Genomic DNA, 18469 nt, shown 5'->3' with positions numbered 1-18469 from the left:
CGTCCTGTCAATGAACCGAAGCTGTTTTCACGCCGGTTTCACCACCCCGCCGGGGTTCAGTCGCGCATCAGGGTGGACTTGCCGAACAGGCTCTCGACCAGGTCCACGGCCAGCTTCCCGGTGCGGTTGTGGTCGTCGAAGGCCGGGTTGAGCTCGACGATGTCGAGCGAACCGAGCCGGCCGGTGTCGGCGATCATCTCCATCACCAGCTGGGCCTCGCGGTAGTTCGGGCCACCCGGCACGGTGGTGCCCACGCCCGGGGCGATCGAAGGGTCGAGGAAATCGACGTCGAAGCTCACGTGCACGTGGGTGTCGGCGTCGATGCCCTCGAGCGCCTCCTCCATTGCGCGCTTCATGCCGATCTCGTCGATGTAGCGCATGTCGTAGATGTCCAGCCCGTATTCCTTCACCAGGCGCTTTTCGCCCTGGTCGACCGAACGGATGCCGATCTGGCGGATCTCGGCCGGAACGATCGCCGGCGAGCTGCCGCCCAGGTGGGTCAGTTCCTTCGGCCCCAGCCCGCACAGGCAGGCCACCGGCATGCCGTGCACGTTGCCGGACGGCGTCACGTCGCTGGTGTTGAAGTCGGCATGGGCATCGAGCCAGATCACCCGGAGCTTGCGGCCGGTGTCGCGGCAGTGGCGCGCCACCGCGGTGATGCTGCCCAAGCCCAGGCAGTGGTCGCCGCCCATCAGTACCGACAGCCGGCCGGCCTGCAGCTGGGTACGCACGGCGTCCATCACCAGCTGGTTCCAGGCCACCACCTGCGGCAGGTGCCGGTAGCCGTCGACCGGCGGCTGCCAGGGATTGGCCGGGCCGCTGAGGTTGCCGGTGTCGATGACCTCCAGGCCGCGCTCGCGCAGGGCTTCGCCCAGGCCGGCGACGCGCAGGGCCTCCGGGCCCATCACCGCGCCGCGATGGCCGGCGCCGATGTCGGTCGGCGCACCGATAAGGGCGAGCGTGCGCGAAAGGCTCATCGGGCGGCCTCCGCGGCCGGCAGCGCCACCGGGCGCTCCTCGGCCTCCCAGCGCAGCCAGCTGCCTTCGATCTGGCGCACCTCGATGCCGGCGTGCTCGAGCACTTCCTGGGCGGCATCGGCGCGGCGGCCGCTGCGGCAGTAGATGAGCACCCAGGGCTTGCCCTCGAGTTCGGCCAGGCGGCTGGCAAGCTGGTCGTGCGGGATCAGCACGGCGCCGGGCAGGTGGCCCTTGGCGAACTCCTCGGGCGTGCGCACATCCAGCAGCAGGGGCGCGTCGGGACGCTCGAGGATCTCGGCCACGACGGCCGGCGACACGGCCGGCCGGCCGGCCAGGGCAAGCGAAGGCGCGAGCGCGGCGGCGAGAAGGAACATCGGAACGAAGCGGCGCATGGCGTCGGCTCCTGGTGGAACGGGGAAGCGCAGGATAATCCCGCCGGGCCCGCACTGACCACCTCGGCCGACTCAGTCGCGCGGGAAGCGGGCCTCGACCTCGGACGCCGGCGCCGGGCGGCCGAAGTGGTAACCCTGCAGCTCGTCGCAGCCTATTTCGCGCAGGAAATCGGCCTGCTCGGCCGTCTCCACGCCCTCGGCGGCCACCACCATGTGCAGCTCGTGACCCACCGCGACGATGGTGCGGGCGATGGCGACGTCGGCGCCGTCGCCGGGCAGGTCGGTGACGAAACTGCGGTCGATCTTGAGCTTGTCGAGCGAAAACTGCTTGAGGTAGGCGAGGCTCGAATAGCCCGTACCGAAGTCATCGAGCGACAGCGACACGCCCAGCGCCTTGAGTTCGGCCAGCCGGACCTGGACGCGATCGACGTTCTCCATCAGCGAACTTTCCGTGAGTTCGATCTCGAGCATCGAGCCGGGCACGCCGTGTTTCCCAAGCGCTTCCTGCACGCGCTGCACCACGTCTGGCCGCTGCAGCTGGTGGGCCGAGAAGTTCACCGCCACGGTGAACCCCTCGCGGCCCTGGTCGCGCCAGGCGCGCAGCTGGCGGCAGGCCTCGTCGAGCACCCACAGGCCCAGCTCGGGCATCAGGCCCAGCGATTCGGCGATCGGGATGAAGCGACCGGGCGGCACCGAACCCAGCTCCGGGCTGTTCCAGCGCAGCAGCGCCTCGAAGCCGGTGATGCGGCGGGTGCGGGCGTCGAGCTGGGGCTGGTAGTGCAGCTGCAGCTCGCCCCGGCCGGCTGCCTCGCGCAGGCGCGCACCCAGCACCAGGCGATCCTCCAGCTCCTGCATCTGCACGGCCGAGAACTCGCAGGCCTCGTCGCGGCCCATGCGCTTGGCGCGGGTCATGGCGGCTTCGGCCCGGCGCAGCAGGTCGGTGCCGCTGTCCCCGTGTTCGGGCGAGCGCGCGATGCCGATGCTGGCGGTGAGGAACAGGCTCCAGCCGTCGCCCTCGATCGGCTGGGCCACGGCCTCGCGCAGGCGCCGGGCGACGTCCAGGACCTCCTGCCGCGGCAGCCCGGGCACGAGGGCGACGAACTCGTCGCCGGCGAAGCGCGACAGGTAGCCGGGCCCGCCCAGCACCCCGCACATGCGGTTGGCGACGATGCGCAGGGCCTCGTCTCCGATCACGTGGCCCATGGTTTCGTTGACCGTGTGGAAGCGGTCCAGGTCAATGAACAGCAGCGAGACCACGGTGCCTTCATCGTGCAGCAGGCCGGCAAGGGCGGTCTCCAGGATCGGGTAGCGCGGCAGGCCGGTCACCGGGTCGTGGTTGGCCGCGTAGGCCAGCTCGGCCTCCACCTGGCGACGCTCGGTGAGGTCGTTCTGGATGCCGACGAAATGGGTCACGGTGCCCGACTCGTCGCGCACCGGGGAGATGAACAGGTGGTTCCAGAACAGGTCGCCGCCGCGCTGGTAGTTGCGCAGGATGACGTTGCAGTCGCTGGCCTCGCGCAGCGAGCGGCGCAGGATCTCCAGCTCCGGCTGGTTGGTGTCCTCGCCCTGCAGGAAGCGGCAGTTGCGGCCCAGCACCTCGTCGCCCGGATAGCCGGTGAGCTCCTCGAAGGCCGGGTTGACGTAGATCACCGGCATGTCCGGTGCCTGCGCGTCGGCGATGATGATGCCGTTCATGCTCGACTCGACCGCGCGCTCGAGCAGCAGCAGCTTTTCCTGCGCGGCCCGGTGCGCGGTGATGTCGTGGCCGATCACCATCCGGCAGCGCTCGCCGTCGATCTCGACCGAGTGCGTGTTGATGTCCATCCACAGCGGGCTGCCATCCTTGCGCCGGTGCCGCCAGACGCCGGCATTGCCCGAGCGATCGCCCCAGTCGGCCAGGAAGGCCTCCAGCCGCCCGGCCTCCGCCGGATCGCGGATGTCGAGCACGGACATGGACTGCAGTTCCTCGCGACTGTAGCCGTAGCTGTCGACCATGGCGTCGTTGGCGGCGACGATGCGCAGCGTGCGCGCGTCGTAGACCCAGGTCGGGAAGGGATTGAGCTCGAAAAGCAGCCGATAGCGGCGCTTGCCGTCCTCGATCTGCTGCATCTGGCGCGCGCGCTCGGCCGCGTAGCGAAGCGCGCGGGCCAGCTTCTCGGCGTCGATGTTGCCCTTGACCAGGTAGTCCGATGCGCCGGCCGCCAGCGCCTCGCGATCGACGTCGGGATTGCCCTGGCCGGTGAGCATGATCACCGGCCGGTGCGCGCTCTGCTCGGCCACCGCCTGGCGCACCAGTTCCATGCCGTTGTCGGGACCCAGCTGGTAGTCCACCAGGTAGACATCGTGCAGGCCGGCGCGCAGGGCCTCGGCGCCCTCGGCCAGGGTGCCGACCCAGCTCATCTCGAACCGACCCTGCGGATAGTCCGCGAGCAGGTCCCTGAGGATCAGGTAGTCCTCCTCGTCATCGTCGACGACCAGGACGCGCAGCGACTTTTCGGTCACTTCGGGCTCCCCTCCTGGCTCTCCGGCAAGTCCACCACCTCGAGCCAGTACTTGCCAAGGGCCTGGACGACCTCGATCAGGGCGGAAAACGTGACGGGCTTGGTGATAAACGAATTCACCCCGTCGCGGTAGCTGCGCACCACGTCCTCCTCCGCCTTGGACGTGGTGAGGACGACGACCGGGATGCCGCGCAGGCCGGGGTCGGACTTGATCTCGCGCAGCACCTCGCGGCCGTCGCGGCGCGGCATGTTCAGGTCGAGCAGGATCAGCCCCGGCATCGGGAAGCGCTGTTCGTCGGCGAACTCGCCGCGCCGGCGCAGGTAGTCCATCAACTCCTCGCCATCGGTGACGAAGCGCAGCGGGTTGCCCAGCCGGCACTCGGCGAAGGCCTCCTGGGTCATCAGGCGATCGTCCGGATCGTCATCGGCCATCAGGATGGTGATGGGCTGGCGCGTCGGGTTCATCTCGGATGCCACCTCGTGTTGCGCGTGAGCCCGACTTTACGGCCCTGCCAGCGGCGCCGCCAGTGGTTATTCGCCGGCGGGCTGGTGCTCGGGAATCTCGATCGTGAACGTAGCTCCCTGCCCCGGCCGGCCCTCGGCGGAGACGCTGCCGCGATGGCGCTCGACGATGCGACGCACGATCGCCAGGCCGATGCCGGTCCCCTCGTAGTGCTGGCGGGCGTGCAGGCGCTGGAACGGGCCAAAGACCTTCTCGGCGTACCTGGGCTCGAATCCGATGCCGTTGTCCTCGAAACGCAGAATCCAGTACCGGCCGTCCACCCGGTCTTCCGGGCTTGCGGAGATGCGCACCCGCGGCGGGCGGTCCGGGGCGCGGAACTTCAGGGCGTTCGACAGCAGGTTCTGGAACACCTGCCGCATCTGGGTGGGGTCGCCGTCGATCTCCGGCAGCGGCCCGGACTCGACCTGGCCACCGCTCGATTCCAGCGCGGCCTCGAGGTCGTCGAGCACGCCGGCCAGCACCTGGTCGAGCTTCACGCGCGTGAAGGGCTTGCTGCGCGCGGCCACCCGTGAATAGGCCAGCAGGTTGTCGATCAGCACCTGCATGCGCTCGGCGGCCTGGGTGGTGCGGTCGAGGTAGTCGCGGGCCTCGGCGGCCAGTGCCGCGGCGTGGCGCTGCTGCAGGCGGTCGGAGAAGGCGCGGATCTTGCGCAGCGGCTCCTGCAGGTCGTGCGAGGCGATGAAGGCGAAATCCTGCAGCTCGCGGTTGCGGGCGTTGAGGTCGGCCAGGGTCTGGCGCAGGGTCGCCTCGGCCTGCAGGCGCTCGGTCACGTCGCGGCCCACCGCATAGACCAGGCCCTTCTCGTCCGGGGCCGACATCCACTCCATCCAGCGGTAACCGCCCTCGCGGCAGCGATAGCGGTTCATGAACATCGGGTCGATCACTTCGCCCAGGGCAAGGCGGCGGGCCCGATCCCGCGTCCTGGCTTCGTCGTCGGGATGCATGAACTCGAAGACCGGCCTGGAGCAAAGCTCCTCGCGGCTGAAGCCGGTGATGTCGCTGAGCATCTGGTTCACCTGCACCCAGCGGCCGGTGGCCGGGTTGAACACCACGAACACCTCCAGCGACATCTCGAAGAAACGGTCGCGCACCTGCAGCTTCTCCAGCAACCGGGCGCGCTCGATGGCGACCGCCGCCATCTGGGCGAACTGCAGGGCCACCTGCTCGTCCTCGGCGGTGAACTCGCCGCGCAGCTTGTCGCTCAGCTGCAGCACGCCCAGGGTGCTGCCGTCACTGGCCACCAGCGGCACCGCCAGCCAGCCGCGCATCGGCGGGTGGCGGCCGGCCTCGGCGCCGAAACCACGCCAGTCCGGATGCGCCTCGAGTTCGGCCTGGGTCAGCCGCATGGGCTGCTGGCGTTCGCCGACCAGGCGGTAGATGCCGCTACCGTCGATGGGCACGTCGTAGTCGCGCCACGCGGCGTACTTGTCCGACAGCGAGAACGCGGTGATCAGCTGGGCGCCACCGGCGGGCTCGACGCTCACCAGCGCCTGGTGGGCGCCGATCATGTCGCGCACGCGGTCCACCAGCTGTTGGTAGAGCGTGTCCTCGCGCAGGTCGCGGTTGATCGACAGCGAGGCCTCGCTGAGCCTGGCCAGCAGCTGGCCCATCGCCTCGGCGGCGTCGAGTGCATCCGACAGCTCGCGCTGGTGCTTGCGCAGCAGGCTGATGTCCTGGGCGATGCCGAACACGCCGGTCACCCGCCCGTCCACCACGATCGGCAGGTTGGTCACCCGCAGGTCCACGCGCGCGCCGTCCAGGCCGATGCCGGTCATCTCGTAGCTGCGCGCCTCGCCGTGGGTGGCGGCCGTGAAGTGCGCGCGCACCATCTCGCGCTGGGCGGGCGCGGTGCGTTCGTCGAACATATGGCCGATGATCTGCTCCGCACCGGCGCCGGCCAGGCGCAGGAACTGCCCGTTGACCTCGGTGTAGCGGCCCTCGAGGTCCATCGAATAGACCAGGTCGGGGTGCTCGTCGAACAGCGAGCGGAAGCGCTGCTGGCCCTTGGCGATGGCGTCGAAGGCCGCGGCGTGCTCGATGGCCACCGCGCACAGCGACGCCAGGCCGTCGATCAACTCGAGCTCCGCCGGGAGCGGCGCGCGCACCTGGCGGTAGTAGTTGGCGAAGGTCGCCAGCACGCGGCCATCCGCAGCCTTCACCGGCGTCGACCAGCAGGCCTTGAGCCCGTGTGGCTGCACCATCGGCAGGTAGTCCTCCCACAGCGGGTCATGGTCGATGTCGGTGACGACCACCCGCTCGCCGCGCCAGGCGGCCGTGCCGCAGGAACCCGCCTTCGGACCGATCCGCAGGCCGTGTATGGCGGCGTTGTATTCGGGCGGCAGGCCGGGCGCCGCGCCCATGCGGATGTGTTCGCCTTCCTCGTCGAGCAGCAGCACCGAGCCCAGCGCCTCCGGCATCAGCCGCTCGGCCAGGCGGACGATCTGCACCAGCACCTCCGGCAGCGGCCGGCGCAGCGCGATGGCGCCGAGGACCTGCCGCTGTCCGTCCTCCAGCGCCTGGGCGCGCTTGCGCGCGGTGATGTCGTGCATCGCGACCACGGCGCCAAGCAATTCCCCGTCCGCGCCGCGGATCTGCCGCCCGCTGCACAGCACGCACCGACGCGGCAGGTCCCCGGGTGCGATGACCATCTCCACTTCGCGCACCGTCTCGCCGCGCAGCGCCCGGAACAGGGGAACCTGCTCCATCGTCAACGGGGTGGTGCCATCGGGTTGGTAGAGGTTGTAGTGCGCCGCCCACTCCTCCGCCGGAATGGGCTCCTCGGGCAGCCCGTGCAGTTCGCGCGTGGTGGAATTGAAGAGCGTCAGTTGGCCAGCGGCATCGCAGGCGACGATGCCCTCCGACAGGCTCTCGAGCACGGCCCCGAGGAAGCCGCGCTCCTGCTCCAGCGCCGCCTTGGCGAGCTTGCGCTCGGTGATGTCCTGCACGCTGCCGGCCAGCTTCCATGGCCTGCCCTGGTCATCGCGCAGCAGGCGGGCGCGCTCGTGCACGTGGCCGATGCTGCCGTCGGGAAGCAGGATGCGGTGTTCCTCGTCCAGGTCGGGCCCGCCGCTGATGGTGCGCGACTGCATCTCCTGCAGGTGCCGCAGGTCGTCCGGGTGCACGCGCGCGGCGAAGGCCTCGAAATTGCCGGCAAAATCGCCGGGGCGGACCTTGAATATCCGGAACACCTCGTCGGACCAGTACAGCTTGTCCGTCGTCAGGTCGTACTCCCAGGCCCCCATGCCGGCGATCTGCTGGGCGCGCTCGAGCGCATCGCGCGCCTCCCGCAGCGCCATGGCCTGGCCCTCGGCCTCGGTCACGTCGCGGGCGATGGCGAACATCCTGCGGTCGCGCGCCGACCACACGGCCGACCACTGCATGGCCACGACCCGCCCGTCCTTGGCGACGACGCGGTTGCGGAAGTCCACCGTCGGGCGACCGGCGAGCACGGCCGCGCCCTCGCGCAGGGTGTGGGCGCGATCCTCCGGATGCGCCAGGTCGAAATAGGCGCGCCCCACCAGTTCGCCCGGCGCATAGCCCCAGAGCGGCTGGCAGGCGTTGCTGACCTGCTGGAAGCGGCCATTGGCATCGATCACGCAGATCACGTCCAGGGAGTTCTCGAGCACCAGGCGGTTCATCACCAGGGACTGCTCGAGGCGGCGCGAGAGTTCGCGCAGCGCATCCTCTGAATGGTGGCGCTCGGTGATGTCCTGGATCGCACCGGTCGCCGATACCGGCTGGCCGGAGGCATCGCGCAGCAGGGTGCCGATCTCGCGCACGTACCGGGTCTCGCCATCGGGCCTGAGGATGCGGTACTCGATATCCAGTTCCTCCTCGCCACGATGCAGGCGCCCCTGCGCCGCCTGCACGCGCCCGCGGTCCTCGAAGTGCACGCGCTGGACCAGTTCGGCCAGGCTCGGCGTGGGCAGGCCCTCGCTGATGCCGAAGATCCGGAACACCTGCTCGGACCACTCCATCCGGCCGCTGGCCAGGTCGTACTCCCAGTTTCCGAGCCGGGCAAGGCGCTTGGCACGCTCGGACGCCGCAAGCGCCCGCCGCGCATCGGCCTCGGCGCGCTTGCGGTCGCTGATGTCCTGGAAATACACCGCCAGGCCATGCGGATGCGGGTAGACGCGGGCCGAGAACCAGCTCGCGAGCGGCTCGAAGTACACCTCGAACTCGCCCGGGCGCCCGTCCTTCGCGGCGGCCCGGAACACGCGCTCGACCACGGTGCCAAGCGTGGCCGGGAACAACTCCCAGACCACCCGCCCGACCAGTTCGTCACGGCGTTTTTGCAGCAACGCCTCCGCACGCGGATTGACGAACACGAAACGCCATTCGCGGTCGAGCGTGTAGAAGGCATCGCTGATGCTCTCGAACACGGAGGACAGTTCGCTCTGGGCCCGGGCCTCGGACTCGCGGACCTGTTCGACTTCGTCGATCCGCGCGGCGAGCTCGCGGCCGCGGCTTTCCGCCTCGTCGGCCCGCAGGCGCGCCAGCCCCGCGAGCCTCAGCGCCAGGGCCAGCAGGCCGCCGGTGGCCAGCCCTGAGAAGAGCAGCAGCTTGCCGAGCGGCGCCGGCGCCTGTGGCTCCGCCCACATCCACAGTTTGAGGCGTCCGCCGGAGACCGCGACGCCGCGCACATGGGCATCGGCCTGCAGACCCGGCGAACCGCGGCTGTAGAGCACCCGCCCTTCGTGGCGGATCTCCAGCGGATGCTCGTCGCCGGTGGCCGCGAGCAGTGCCGGGAACAGGGCCTGGTACCGCACCACCGCCACCACGAAACCGGTCGTGGCGCCGTCGCGCACGATCGGCGCGACCAGCAGCTCCCCGACGTCGCTGTCGAGCAGGGTCATCGGCAGCGACTCCACCGGCGCGCCGCCCTCGCGGGCGCGGTCGAACAGCGCCATGCGCTCCGGGTCGAAGTCCAGGCGCCGCCCCAGCACGATCACGCCCTCCCCATCCCGCCGCAACTGCCGCTGCACGCGGGTGGACCGGTCGGTCCACATCAGCGTCACCAGGCTGGGGAAATCGCGCAGGTAGATGCCGGCATCGAGGTCGAACGAAGCCGCCGCCTGGCGCTCGTCGTGCATGGCGGACAGTCGCTCGGCCATGCGTCGCAGGGCACTGCGGCGATCGAGGATGCCGGCCGCGATCGCCTGCTCGGTCAGTTCGGCCTGCCTGGCCAGCGTGGCGGCGCGGCTGGCCGCCTGGTCCCGGTCGATGGCATACCAGGCCATCACCGAGACGGCGATCGCCGCCGCCGCCACCGCCAGCGGCATCCAGGCCACCGGCTTGCGGAGGTCGCGCCGGTAGGCCGCGCCGCCGAAGCCCAGGCCCAGGCCGACCACCAGCAGCGACACGCTGGTCATCAGCGCCATCGGCGTCTGCGAACCCCAGCCACGCAGCGCCGGGATGCCGAACAGGTAGCCGGCCAGCACGATCACCGCGATCACGGTCGCCACGAAGCCACAGGCCCAGGTCGCCGACCATCGCGCGGCACCGGCCTCGCCGCCGGACGGCGCCAGCGCGATGCCGAGGCTGGCAAGCAGGAACGAGACCGCGGTGTTGGGCGCCATGCGGCCGGGAACGATGCCCTCGGCGACGATCTGGTGCCGCACCAGCCATTCTCCGGCGCCGATGCTCCAGCCGGCGTATTCCTCGAGCAGGCTGACCACGCACAGGGCCACGACCGGCAGCAGCGGCAGCAGCGCCAGGTTGCGGCGCCCGTCGGCCAGGAGGCGAAGCGAGACCGCCACCAGCAGCGCGCAGGTGGCGGTGTTGAACTGCATGGGCACGTAGTCGGTGCCGCCCTGCACGATGTAGGACAAGTGCATCCACCAGCCCAGCATCACCAGCAGGGACAGCCCGCCGAGCATGCCCGCGGCCACGCGCATCACCCGCTGGCTGTGGTCGACCAGGTCGCGTCCCAGCAGCCAGGCGCCGAGCCCGAGGGTGGTGATCGTGCCGGCCAGGCCCAGGGCCATGCCGGGCGCCGGCTCCGGATCATGCAGGCTGGCGGCCGACAGCGCCGCCATCGCCAGCAGCAGGCCACCCAGCGCGCGCGCCACCACGGCCACCGCCGGGGCCCGTCCACCGACGTGGGCACCCACGCCGATCGAGCCCGCCATCGCCGCCAGCCAGGGGGCGGGCGTGCGCACCAGCTCCGGATCGGAGGTCGGCCAGGCGATCAGCACCACCGCCGTGCTGGCCAGCGCCAGGGCCCAGGCCAGCAGCATCGAGGGGCGGCGGTCGGCGCGAAGCAGCATGCCGCTGGCCACCAGGACCGGCATCAGCACCATCTGCCAGGCGGGCCAGCCGCCGGGCAGCCAGCGCGGCAGGAACAGCTCCAGCAAAGCCATCGCCAGCAGGACGATGGCCGCGGGCACGACCAGCTGGCCGGCACGGTGGCCGGCGCCCGCCAGGTCCCGTGGCGCTGCGCTTTCCTTCGCCATCCGCGATCGGGGCTCCCCGCGCCGCCCTGTGGCGGCACCTGCGGCTATAAGAGCCCATCGGGGCGGACAAGCCAAGCCCCGGCGTGGTGCCGGCTCCCGGAATCGAACCGGGGACCTACCGCTTACAAGGCGGTTGCTCTGCCTGCTGAGCTAAGCCGGCGCAGACGCGATTCTATCCCCTGGTCCGGCGATTCACTCGCAGGCGGCTTCGCGCGCCTCGATGCCCCCGGCGCCGCCGATCGCGGCGGCCCAGTCCAACCCGGGCCCGGCCACCAGGTCGATCCACCACTGGGAAGCCTGTTCGGTGCGCGGCTCGAGCTGGGCCTGGAAGCCCTGCGCCTGCAGGTCGTCGCGGCGCTTCTCGGCATTGCCGAGCTCCCGGAACAGGCCGAGCGACACGGTGTTCTCCTGCTCGCCGGCGGTGACGACGTAGTAATCGCGCACGCCGCGCGCGGCCAGCTGGCGCGCCGTGGCCAGGGCCTGCTCCCGGCTGCCGGCCGCGGGCAGGAAGACGCGGTAGCCGCGCAGTTCGGTGGCCGGCAGTTCGCGGAACTGGATGCGCGCCACCCGCGGCGTGAGCGCATTGACCGCGGCGCGCAGCTGCGCCGGCGTCGTGAACGGCCCGAGGCTGAGGCAGACCGGCTGCTCGGGCATCGGCGCGGGGAGGCCGGCGAGTTCGACGACGCCATCCGGCGTGGCCGGCTCGGCCTCGCCGAGCAGCACCAGGGCGCCCACGCCCTGGTCGAGCGGCGGCGGCGGCGCGACCCGCGGCACCTCGTGCAGGGCCCACCACAGGGCCACCGCCAGGTTCATGCACGCCAACAGCACCACCAGGCCACGCACCATCATTCGTCGTCACTCCCGGCCTGCGTCGCGTAGACCGCCAGGCCCTCGAGCACCAGCGCGGGCGCCGGCACCACGTCCATTTCAAGCAACTCCCGAAGCCGCTCGGCACCGCCGCCGCCGAGCAGCACGGCCGGCGCGACGCCGAGCAGGCGCGTGGCCTCCCGGTGGCTGCGTTCGACCAGGCCCACCGCGGCGCCCAGGCTGCCGCCGGCGAGCGCGTCGGCCGTGTCGGTGGCGAAGGCGTGGGCTTCGCCGCCGGCGTAGGCCAGGGCCGGGAAGCGCGCCGCCAGCGCGGCGCGCATGTGTTCCGGGCTGGGCGCGATGACGCCGCCGCGGTGCTGGCCGGCGGCGTCGAGCAGGTCCACCGTCAGGGCGCTGCCGGCCGACACCAGCAGCCAGGGCCCCGGACCGCGCGCGTGCGCCGCCAGCAGGGCCAGGAAACGGTCCACGCCCAGCCGCGAGGGCTCGGCATAGGCGATGCGCACGCCCGCCAGCGCCGGCCGCGTCCGCGCGCGCCGCGCCGGGTGGCCGGCGCCTGCCAGCTGCGCCGCCACGGTAGCCGTGACTTCGGGCGAGGCCACCGAGGCCAGCCAGCAGGTGTCGCCCGGCGCCAGCGTCGCCAGCCAGGGCTGCAGGCAGGCCGGGAAGTCGCTGGCGCCGTGGGCCCAGGCCTGCACCTCGCCCAGCCCCTCGCCAGGCGACCAGCGGGCGGCCTTGAGCCGGGAATTGCCGAGGTCGAGAAGCCAGTTCATGCGGCGCGCAGGCTGGCTTCGCCGGCGTGGCACAGGCGCTCGCCGGTTTCGGTGCGAAGGCGCAGCGCGCCGTCGGCGTCCACGCCCAGCGCGACGCCGTCGATGACGTGCGCGCCCTCAAGCAGGCGCACGGGATGCCCCGCGAGCAGGTCGAAGCGGCGCCAGCCGTCGAGCCAGGGCGCCAGCCCGTCGCGCTCGTAGCGCGCCATCAGCGGCAGCAGCGCATCGAGCAGGGCCACGCAGACCGCCTGGCGCGACGGCGGCGCCGGCATGAGGCTGGCCAGGTCGCACCAGGGCTGGCTGATTTCTGCGTCTGCGGATGCCGGCAGGCTGACGTTGACGCCCAGGCCCACCACCACCTGCAGCGGCCCCGCGGCGTCGCCGCGCAGCTCGACCAGGATGCCGCCGAGCTTGCGGCCGCGGGCCAGCAGGTCGTTCGGCCACTTCAGGCCCACTTCCGTGCAGCCCAGGCCGTGCAGGGCCTCCGCCGCGGCCACGCCGACCGCCAGGCTCAGGCCCTGCAGCGCCGCGATTCCGCCATCGAAGCGGCGCGACAGGCTCAGCGCGACCTGCGCGGCCAGCGGCGTGGCCCAGTCGCGGCCGCGGCGGCCGCGGCCGGCGGTCTGGCGTTCGGCCAGCCAGGCGCGGCTGCCGCGGGCGGGCGCCGGGTGGCGCAGCGCCTCGGCATTGGTGGAGTCGGTTTCGAACAGCACGTCGAGCTGCGCCAGTTCGGCGCGAGCCCCGGGCGAAAGCGCCCCGACCAAGGCCGTCCCGTCGAGCAGCTGCAGCGGCTGCGCCAGCTGGTAGCCGCGTCCGGCCACGGCCTGCACGTCGACACCGGCGGCACGCAGCGCCTCGATGCGCTTCCACACCGCGCTGCGGGTGACGCCCAGGCCGGCCGCCAGCTCGGCACCCGACGCGGGCCCCTGGCAAAGCCGCCCGAGCAGCGCGCGATCGCTCACGCGCGGCCCCGTCGCAGGCGCGCCCAGATCCGCACGCGCTCGAAGCGTGATTCGGTGCCGGCGCGCAGCCTCGCCAGGTTGCTGCGATGGGTGAAGACCAGGAACGCGGCCGCGGCGACCGCGAAGCCCAGCCGTTCGGGCGGGGCGTCGGTGAGCAGGGCCAGCGGCACCAGCGCCAGGCCGGCCAGGATCGTCGAGAGCCCGACGTAGCCGGTCGCCGTCAGCGCCAGCAGCCAGGTGCCCACCACCACCACCACCGACAGCGGCCACAGCAGCAGCAGCGCACCGACCAGGGTGCCGGCGCCCTTGCCGCCGCGGAAGCCGTGGAAGACCGGATAGACGTGGCCCAGCACCGCCGCGCCGGCCGCCGCATACGGCAGCCAGGCCAGGCCGCCGCCGAAGCGCAGCGCCAGCCACGCCGCCAGCACGCCCTTGCCGAGGTCGACCAGCACGGTGCCCAGCGCGAACTTCCAGCCCTGCGTGCGCAGCGCATTGGTGCCGCCGGCATTGCCGCTGCCGAGCGTGCGGATGTCGACGCCGCGCAGGCGGCCGAGCAGCAGGCTGCCCGACAGCGAGCCGAGCAGGTAGGCGGCGACGAGGATGAGCGCGGCGATCATGCCGGCATTATGGGCCACGCCCGCGCAGGCGTCAGTCGGCGGGCTGCAGGGACACCACCAGCGCGCCCGGCCCGGCGTGCGCGCCGATCGCCGAACCGGTTTCCACCAGCCAGCCGTCGGCGATGTCCAGGCGCCCGCGCAGCGCCGCGAGCAGGCGCTCGCCATCCTCCGGCGCATCGCAATGGCCCACCACCAGCCGGTATCGGCTGCCCGGCGGCGCGCGCCTGGCCACGTAGGCGGCGAAACGCTCGGGCAGGCGCGACTTCCCGAACAGCCCGCCCACCACGCCCAGGCGACCGTGCGGCTTGACCGCCGCCATCGGCGTCAGCCCCAGCCACTCGACCATCGGCTTGGCCCAGGCCGGGATGCGGCCGCCGCGCACGGCGTGGCTGATGTCGCGGGCCAGCGCCCAGGTCCGGGTCAGCGGCTTGAGCCGCGCCAGGTCGGCCATGATCGACGCGCCGTCGGCCCCCTGCGCCGCCAGCTCGGCCGCGCGCAGGGCCAGCAGGCCCTCGCCGCCGGAGGCGTTGCCGGAATCGAAGACATGGCTGCGGTCGGGATGGCCGCGCTGCACGGCCGTTTCGGCGGACTGCAGCGTGCCCGAGACGGCGCGGGAGATGCCCACGTAGACCATCTCGCGATGGTGCGAGAGCAGGAATTCGAACTGGCGGCGGAAGTCGCCCGGCGCCGGCTGGCTGGTCTTGGGCAGCACCAGCTCGGTGCGCAGCTTCCGGTAGAACTCATGCGTCGACAGGCCCACCTTGTCGAGGTAGTCCTCGTCGCCGAAGTTCACCCGCACCGGCACCATGTGGATGTTGAAGCGCTGCATCACCTCGTCGGGCAGGTCGGCGGCGCTGTCCGTGATCACCGCGACGGCGGCCGCGCCGGCGGCGGTGCGCGCCTGGGCGTGCATGTCGTCGGCCTTGGGGCTCTCGACGCGGCCGAAACGCGCCACCACCTCGAACAGCTGGCCCGGGTTGGCCACGTGCGCATGCAGGCGCAGTCGTGAATGGCTGCCGGCGATCACCACGCAGGACGAACCGAGCTCGCCGACCGCCGCGCGCAGGCCAGCCCGGTCGAGCCCCTCGCCGATCAGCAGGCACTCGCTGCACCAGCGGTGCTCGGGGTCGGCATCGGCGATCTCGCCATGCGCTTCGGCGGCCTCGAGGTCGCCGGTCAGGTCGTCGGCCACGCCGGCCGCGTCGACCGCGCCGGAGGAAATGAAATCGTGGATGCCCTCGAGCAGGTCGACGAAACCCTGCGCACCGGCGTCCACCACGCCGGCCCGGGCCAGCACCGCCAGCTGCGTGGGCGTGGCCGCCAGGGCCTGCCGGCTGCGCTCGAGCGCGCTGCGGAACCAGGCGCCGATGTCGCCGTCGTGGCGGCGCTCCAGGCCTTCGGCGAAGGCGCTGATCACGCTCAGGATGGTGCCTTCGCGCGGTTCGCTCAGCGCCTGGCGGGCCGAATTCGCGCCGGCGCGCACCGCCTCGGCCAGGGCCCGGGGTTCGAGCGCGCGGGCGCTCCCCGCAGCCTCGGCGACGCCGGTGAAGAACTGCGCCAGGATCGCGCCGGAGTTGCCCCGGGCACCGTCCACCGCATCCTCGCCGACCCGACGCAGCAGATCGCCGGCATCCTGGCTGCGGCGGCTGAGCGCACCGGCCAGCACGCCACCGAGGGTGAAGGCGAGGTTGCTGCCGGTGTCGCCGTCGGGCACCGGGAAAACGTTGATCTTGTTGAGGCTCTCACGCTGGGCGATGACGCGCCGGGCACCGGCGATCAGCGCGCGCCGAAGCGCGGGTCCACGGATAAGAGGGCGAGGAAAGGACAGGGTGACGGCTTTCATGTGCCGCCGGAGTCTGCACGAAGCGCGCGCGAAGGCCATGCTGCACCGCCGCAAAACCGGCACTGGCGGAGGCGCCGGGGCCGCGTAGAATCGGCGGCAACCCTTGGGCCTCGCGGCGCATCCGAGGGGGAAACGTCCCCACGAGGTAGCCCCATGCATCGATTCCTGCTCGCTTCCTGCCTGGCCCTGCTGGCCGGCGGCGCCATCGCCAGTGAAGCGGTGCCGGCCGACGCCGCCGCGGGTTCGTGCACCAAGGCCGCGGCCGAAGCCACCGAAAAGCCCGGCAGCCGCCCCAGCGACGAGCCGGCGGCCACCCCGGGGGCCACGGCGCCGGTGCGCCCGCGTGGCGCCGTCCCGGGCCGCAGCACCCCGCGCTGGAACTCGCTGCTGCCCGGCATGATCCGCTGACCGGGGCCTTGCCCCCGCCTGCGGCAGCCCGCACCCTGCGGGCATGAAGTCCCTGCTCAGACGCCTGCGCGCGGCCGTCGCGCCGCCCACGCTGCCCGAAGCCACGCGCACCACGCTCGACGAGGCCCTGCCCTTCCTCGCCCGCCTGCCGGCGCCCAGGCACGAGCGCCTGCACGCCCTGGTGGCGCGCTTCCTCGCCGACAAGGCGATCACGCCGCTGCAGGGCCTGGAGCTGGACGAGCGCCAGCGCCTGCAACTGGCCGGCCTGGCCTGCCTGCCGCTGCTCGAGTTCGGCGCCGAGGGCCTTCGCGGCTGGCACCAGGTGCTGGTCTACCCGGGTGCCTTCCGCGTGCACCGCCAGCACCACGACGAGGACACCGGCGTGGTCCGCGAGTGGGAAGACGAACTGGCCGGCGAAGCCTGGGACCAGGGGCCGCTGGTGCTGAGCTGGGACGACGTGCAGGCCGACCTGGCCGAACCCGACGCCGGCTACCAGCTGGTCGTGCACGAGATGGCGCACAAGCTCGACGCCCTGGACGGCGCCATGGACGGCACGCCGCCGCTGCCGGCGGCCTGGCAACGCGAGTGGGCGCGCGACTTCCAGGCGGCCTACGAGGCCTTCGTGGCGCGCGTGGACGCCGGCGAGGAAACGGCGATCGACCCCTACGCGGCCGAGGCGCCCGAGGAATTCTTCGCCGTCGCCAGCGAATACCACTTCTCCGACCCGGCCCTGCTGGCCAGCGAGATGCCCGCGGTGGCGGCGCACCTGCGGCGCCTGTACGGCGACTCGCCGATCCCGGTTCAGTAGGCCGGCGGGAAGCGCGCGGCGAAGCGCGCGCCGCCGAGCTCGGGCGCACGATCGACCTGCAGGTCGCCACGGTAGGCGGCCACGATGTCCTGCACGATCGAGAGCCCGATGCCGTGGCCCTGCACACGCTCGTCGCCGCGCACGCCGCGCTGCAGCACGCGTTCGACCTGGTCGGCCGGGATGCCCGGGCCATCGTCATCGACCACGAAGTTCACGCCGGGCCGGCGGTTGCCCGGCGCCGGCTCGACCGAAACGGTGAGCAGCACGCGGCCCCGCGCCCACTTGAAGGCGTTCTCCAGCAGGTTGCCCAGCAACTCCTGCAGGTCGCCCAGCTCGCCGTGGAAACGCGCCGCCGGATCGATCTCGAACTCGCAGATCACGCCCTTGCGGGCGTACACCTTCTCGAGGCCGGCGACGATCTCCTCGGCGCGCGCCTCGATCTCCAGCGGCGCCGAATACAGCGCGTGGCCGCTGCGCGCCGCGCGCGAGAGCTGGTAGGAGACGATCTCGTTCATCCGCTGCACCTGCGCCGCCACCTCCTCGCGCAGCTCCTCGTGGCTGGCGCCGGCGTCCAGGCGCGAACGCAGCACGGCCAGCGGCGTCTTGAGGCTGTGGGCCAGGTCGGAAAGCGTGTTTCGGCTGCGCTCGAGGTGGCTGCGCTCGCTCTCGATCAGGCTGTTGATCGACTCGGTGATCGACTCGAGCTCGCGCGGGTGCCGCCCGGACAGCCGCTGGCTCAGGCCCTGGCGAACGCGCGAGAGTTCGCGCTCGACGTTGCGCAGCGGCAGCAGGCTCCAGCGCAGCACCAGGATCTGCACCATCATCAGCAGCAGCGCCGCCATCAGCAGGTAGCCCCAGAGCGCACGCCGGTAGACGTTGACCTGGTCCTGGATCTGCATCGCGTCCTCGAACACGCTCAGCGTCATCGGCACGTCGCCCACGGCCGACTCCCAGACCACGCCGATCGAGTAGGCGTAGACGCGGTTCTCCATGCCGTAGGCATCGACGATCCGCAGCGGCCCTTCGAAGCGTCGCTGCATGGGGCCCAGCAGTTCGGTCGGCGGCAGCGAGCGACCCAGGGTGGAGGCCGAGTCCCAGCTCAGGCCCTCGCCGCGCACGTTGGCGTACAGGCCACTGCCCGGCTGCAGCAGGCGGGTGTCGGGCGGAATCTCGGGCGAAATGAAGCCGCCGGTGCGGTCGATCTCGCTTTCCTGGATGTAGGCGTTGGCGAGGTTGGCCAGGCGTTCGCGCAGGGCGTTTTGCGCGGTTTCGACGAAGGCGCGGTCGAGCGCGTAACCGGTCAGGCCCAGGAAGGCGACCAGCGCGAGGCTGGCCGCCAGCATCTGCCGGGCCTGCAGCGACAGCGTGCGCCAGCCGCGCACGCG

13 protein-coding genes and 1 tRNA gene are annotated in these 18469 nt (G+C 72.1%); 2 read left to right on the top strand and 12 right to left on the bottom strand.

All coding sequences use genetic code 11. The features are described from left to right. Positions 1–56: 56 nt before the first annotated feature. From rocF to C6N40_RS04480, 11 genes are all read right to left on the bottom strand, one after another. Complete coding sequence (rocF, locus tag C6N40_RS04530) at positions 57–977, bottom strand: arginase (protein ID WP_106989823.1); 921 nt, start codon at positions 975–977, stop codon at positions 57–59. Continuing rightward, positions 974–1369, bottom strand: a complete 396-nt coding sequence (locus C6N40_RS04525; RefSeq protein WP_106989822.1) for a rhodanese-like domain-containing protein — start codon at positions 1367–1369, stop codon at positions 974–976. The genes rocF and C6N40_RS04525 overlap by 4 nt, the downstream gene beginning before the upstream one ends. Positions 1370–1441: 72 nt before the next feature. Beyond that, a complete protein-coding gene (locus C6N40_RS04520; RefSeq protein WP_240183444.1) occupies positions 1442–3871 on the bottom strand; it encodes a two-component system response regulator in 2430 nt (809 codons plus the stop codon). After that, complete coding sequence (locus C6N40_RS04515) at positions 3868–4335, bottom strand: response regulator (RefSeq protein WP_106989821.1); 468 nt, start codon at positions 4333–4335, stop codon at positions 3868–3870. Before C6N40_RS04515 ends, C6N40_RS04520 begins: the two co-directional genes overlap by 4 nt. 66 nt (positions 4336–4401) lie before the next feature. After that, positions 4402–10848: a PAS domain S-box protein gene (locus C6N40_RS04510; RefSeq protein WP_106989820.1), complete on the bottom strand. Its 6447-nt coding sequence runs from the start codon at positions 10846–10848 to the stop codon at positions 4402–4404. Positions 10849–10932: 84 nt separating this feature from the next. Next, positions 10933–11008 (bottom strand) — tRNA-Thr (locus C6N40_RS04505). 32 nt (positions 11009–11040) lie between these two features. Continuing rightward, on the bottom strand, positions 11041–11697 hold the full coding sequence (locus C6N40_RS04500; protein WP_106989819.1) for an SPOR domain-containing protein: 657 nt from the start codon (positions 11695–11697) through the stop codon (positions 11041–11043). Continuing rightward, entirely contained in the window at positions 11694–12446 is a 753-nt protein-coding gene (locus tag C6N40_RS04495; protein WP_106989818.1) for a type III pantothenate kinase, read from the bottom strand. The genes C6N40_RS04500 and C6N40_RS04495 overlap by 4 nt, the downstream gene beginning before the upstream one ends. Further along, a complete protein-coding gene (locus tag C6N40_RS04490) occupies positions 12443–13408 on the bottom strand; it encodes a biotin--[acetyl-CoA-carboxylase] ligase (RefSeq protein ID WP_106989817.1) in 966 nt (321 codons plus the stop codon). The genes C6N40_RS04495 and C6N40_RS04490 overlap by 4 nt, the downstream gene beginning before the upstream one ends. Beyond that, positions 13405–14025, bottom strand: a complete 621-nt coding sequence (gene plsY / locus C6N40_RS04485) for a glycerol-3-phosphate 1-O-acyltransferase PlsY (RefSeq protein WP_106989816.1) — start codon at positions 14023–14025, stop codon at positions 13405–13407. Before plsY ends, C6N40_RS04490 begins: the two co-directional genes overlap by 4 nt. Before the next feature lie 31 nt (positions 14026–14056). Continuing rightward, on the bottom strand, positions 14057–15868 hold the full coding sequence (locus tag C6N40_RS04480; protein WP_162782080.1) for a DegV family protein: 1812 nt from the start codon (positions 15866–15868) through the stop codon (positions 14057–14059). Positions 15869–16021: 153 nt separating this feature from the next. Here C6N40_RS04480 and C6N40_RS13875 point away from each other — a divergent pair, with 153 nt between their 5' ends. Next, positions 16022–16276, top strand: a complete 255-nt coding sequence (locus C6N40_RS13875; protein ID WP_114683937.1) for a hypothetical protein — start codon at positions 16022–16024, stop codon at positions 16274–16276. 43 nt (positions 16277–16319) lie between these two features. After that, positions 16320–17084 carry a M90 family metallopeptidase gene (locus tag C6N40_RS04475; RefSeq protein WP_106989814.1) on the top strand — a complete coding sequence of 255 codons (765 nt, stop codon included), beginning with the start codon at positions 16320–16322 and terminating at the stop codon, positions 17082–17084. Here the strand turns inward: C6N40_RS04475 and C6N40_RS04470 are convergent. After that, positions 17078–18427: an ATP-binding protein gene (locus C6N40_RS04470; protein ID WP_106989987.1), complete on the bottom strand. Its 1350-nt coding sequence runs from the start codon at positions 18425–18427 to the stop codon at positions 17078–17080. The genes C6N40_RS04475 and C6N40_RS04470 overlap by 7 nt on opposite strands. Positions 18428–18469: the final 42 nt, after the last annotated feature.

It is taken from the genome of Arenimonas caeni (assembly GCF_003024235.1).
In the GTDB taxonomy this organism is placed as follows: domain Bacteria; phylum Pseudomonadota; class Gammaproteobacteria; order Xanthomonadales; family Xanthomonadaceae; genus Arenimonas; species Arenimonas caeni.
This window is presented reverse-complemented; position numbering and strand designations above follow the sequence as displayed.

Coding starts and splice junctions, on each gene's coding strand:
- rocF (WP_106989823.1), bottom strand. CDS start 977: ATGAGCCTTTCGCGCACGCTCGCCCTTATCGGTGCGCCGACCGACATC.
- C6N40_RS04525 (WP_106989822.1), bottom strand. CDS start 1,369: ATGCGCCGCTTCGTTCCGATGTTCCTTCTCGCCGCCGCGCTCGCGCCT.
- C6N40_RS04515 (WP_106989821.1), bottom strand. CDS start 4,335: ATGAACCCGACGCGCCAGCCCATCACCATCCTGATGGCCGATGACGAT.
- C6N40_RS04510 (WP_106989820.1), bottom strand. CDS start 10,848: ATGGCGAAGGAAAGCGCAGCGCCACGGGACCTGGCGGGCGCCGGCCAC.
- C6N40_RS04500 (WP_106989819.1), bottom strand. CDS start 11,697: ATGATGGTGCGTGGCCTGGTGGTGCTGTTGGCGTGCATGAACCTGGCG.
- C6N40_RS04495 (WP_106989818.1), bottom strand. CDS start 12,446: ATGAACTGGCTTCTCGACCTCGGCAATTCCCGGCTCAAGGCCGCCCGC.
- plsY (WP_106989816.1), bottom strand. CDS start 14,025: ATGATCGCCGCGCTCATCCTCGTCGCCGCCTACCTGCTCGGCTCGCTG.
- C6N40_RS04480 (WP_162782080.1), bottom strand. CDS start 15,868: ATGAAAGCCGTCACCCTGTCCTTTCCTCGCCCTCTTATCCGTGGACCC.
- C6N40_RS13875 (WP_114683937.1), top strand. CDS start 16,022: ATGCATCGATTCCTGCTCGCTTCCTGCCTGGCCCTGCTGGCCGGCGGC.
- C6N40_RS04475 (WP_106989814.1), top strand. CDS start 16,320: ATGAAGTCCCTGCTCAGACGCCTGCGCGCGGCCGTCGCGCCGCCCACG.
- C6N40_RS04470 (WP_106989987.1), bottom strand. CDS start 18,427: ATGCTGGCGGCCAGCCTCGCGCTGGTCGCCTTCCTGGGCCTGACCGGT.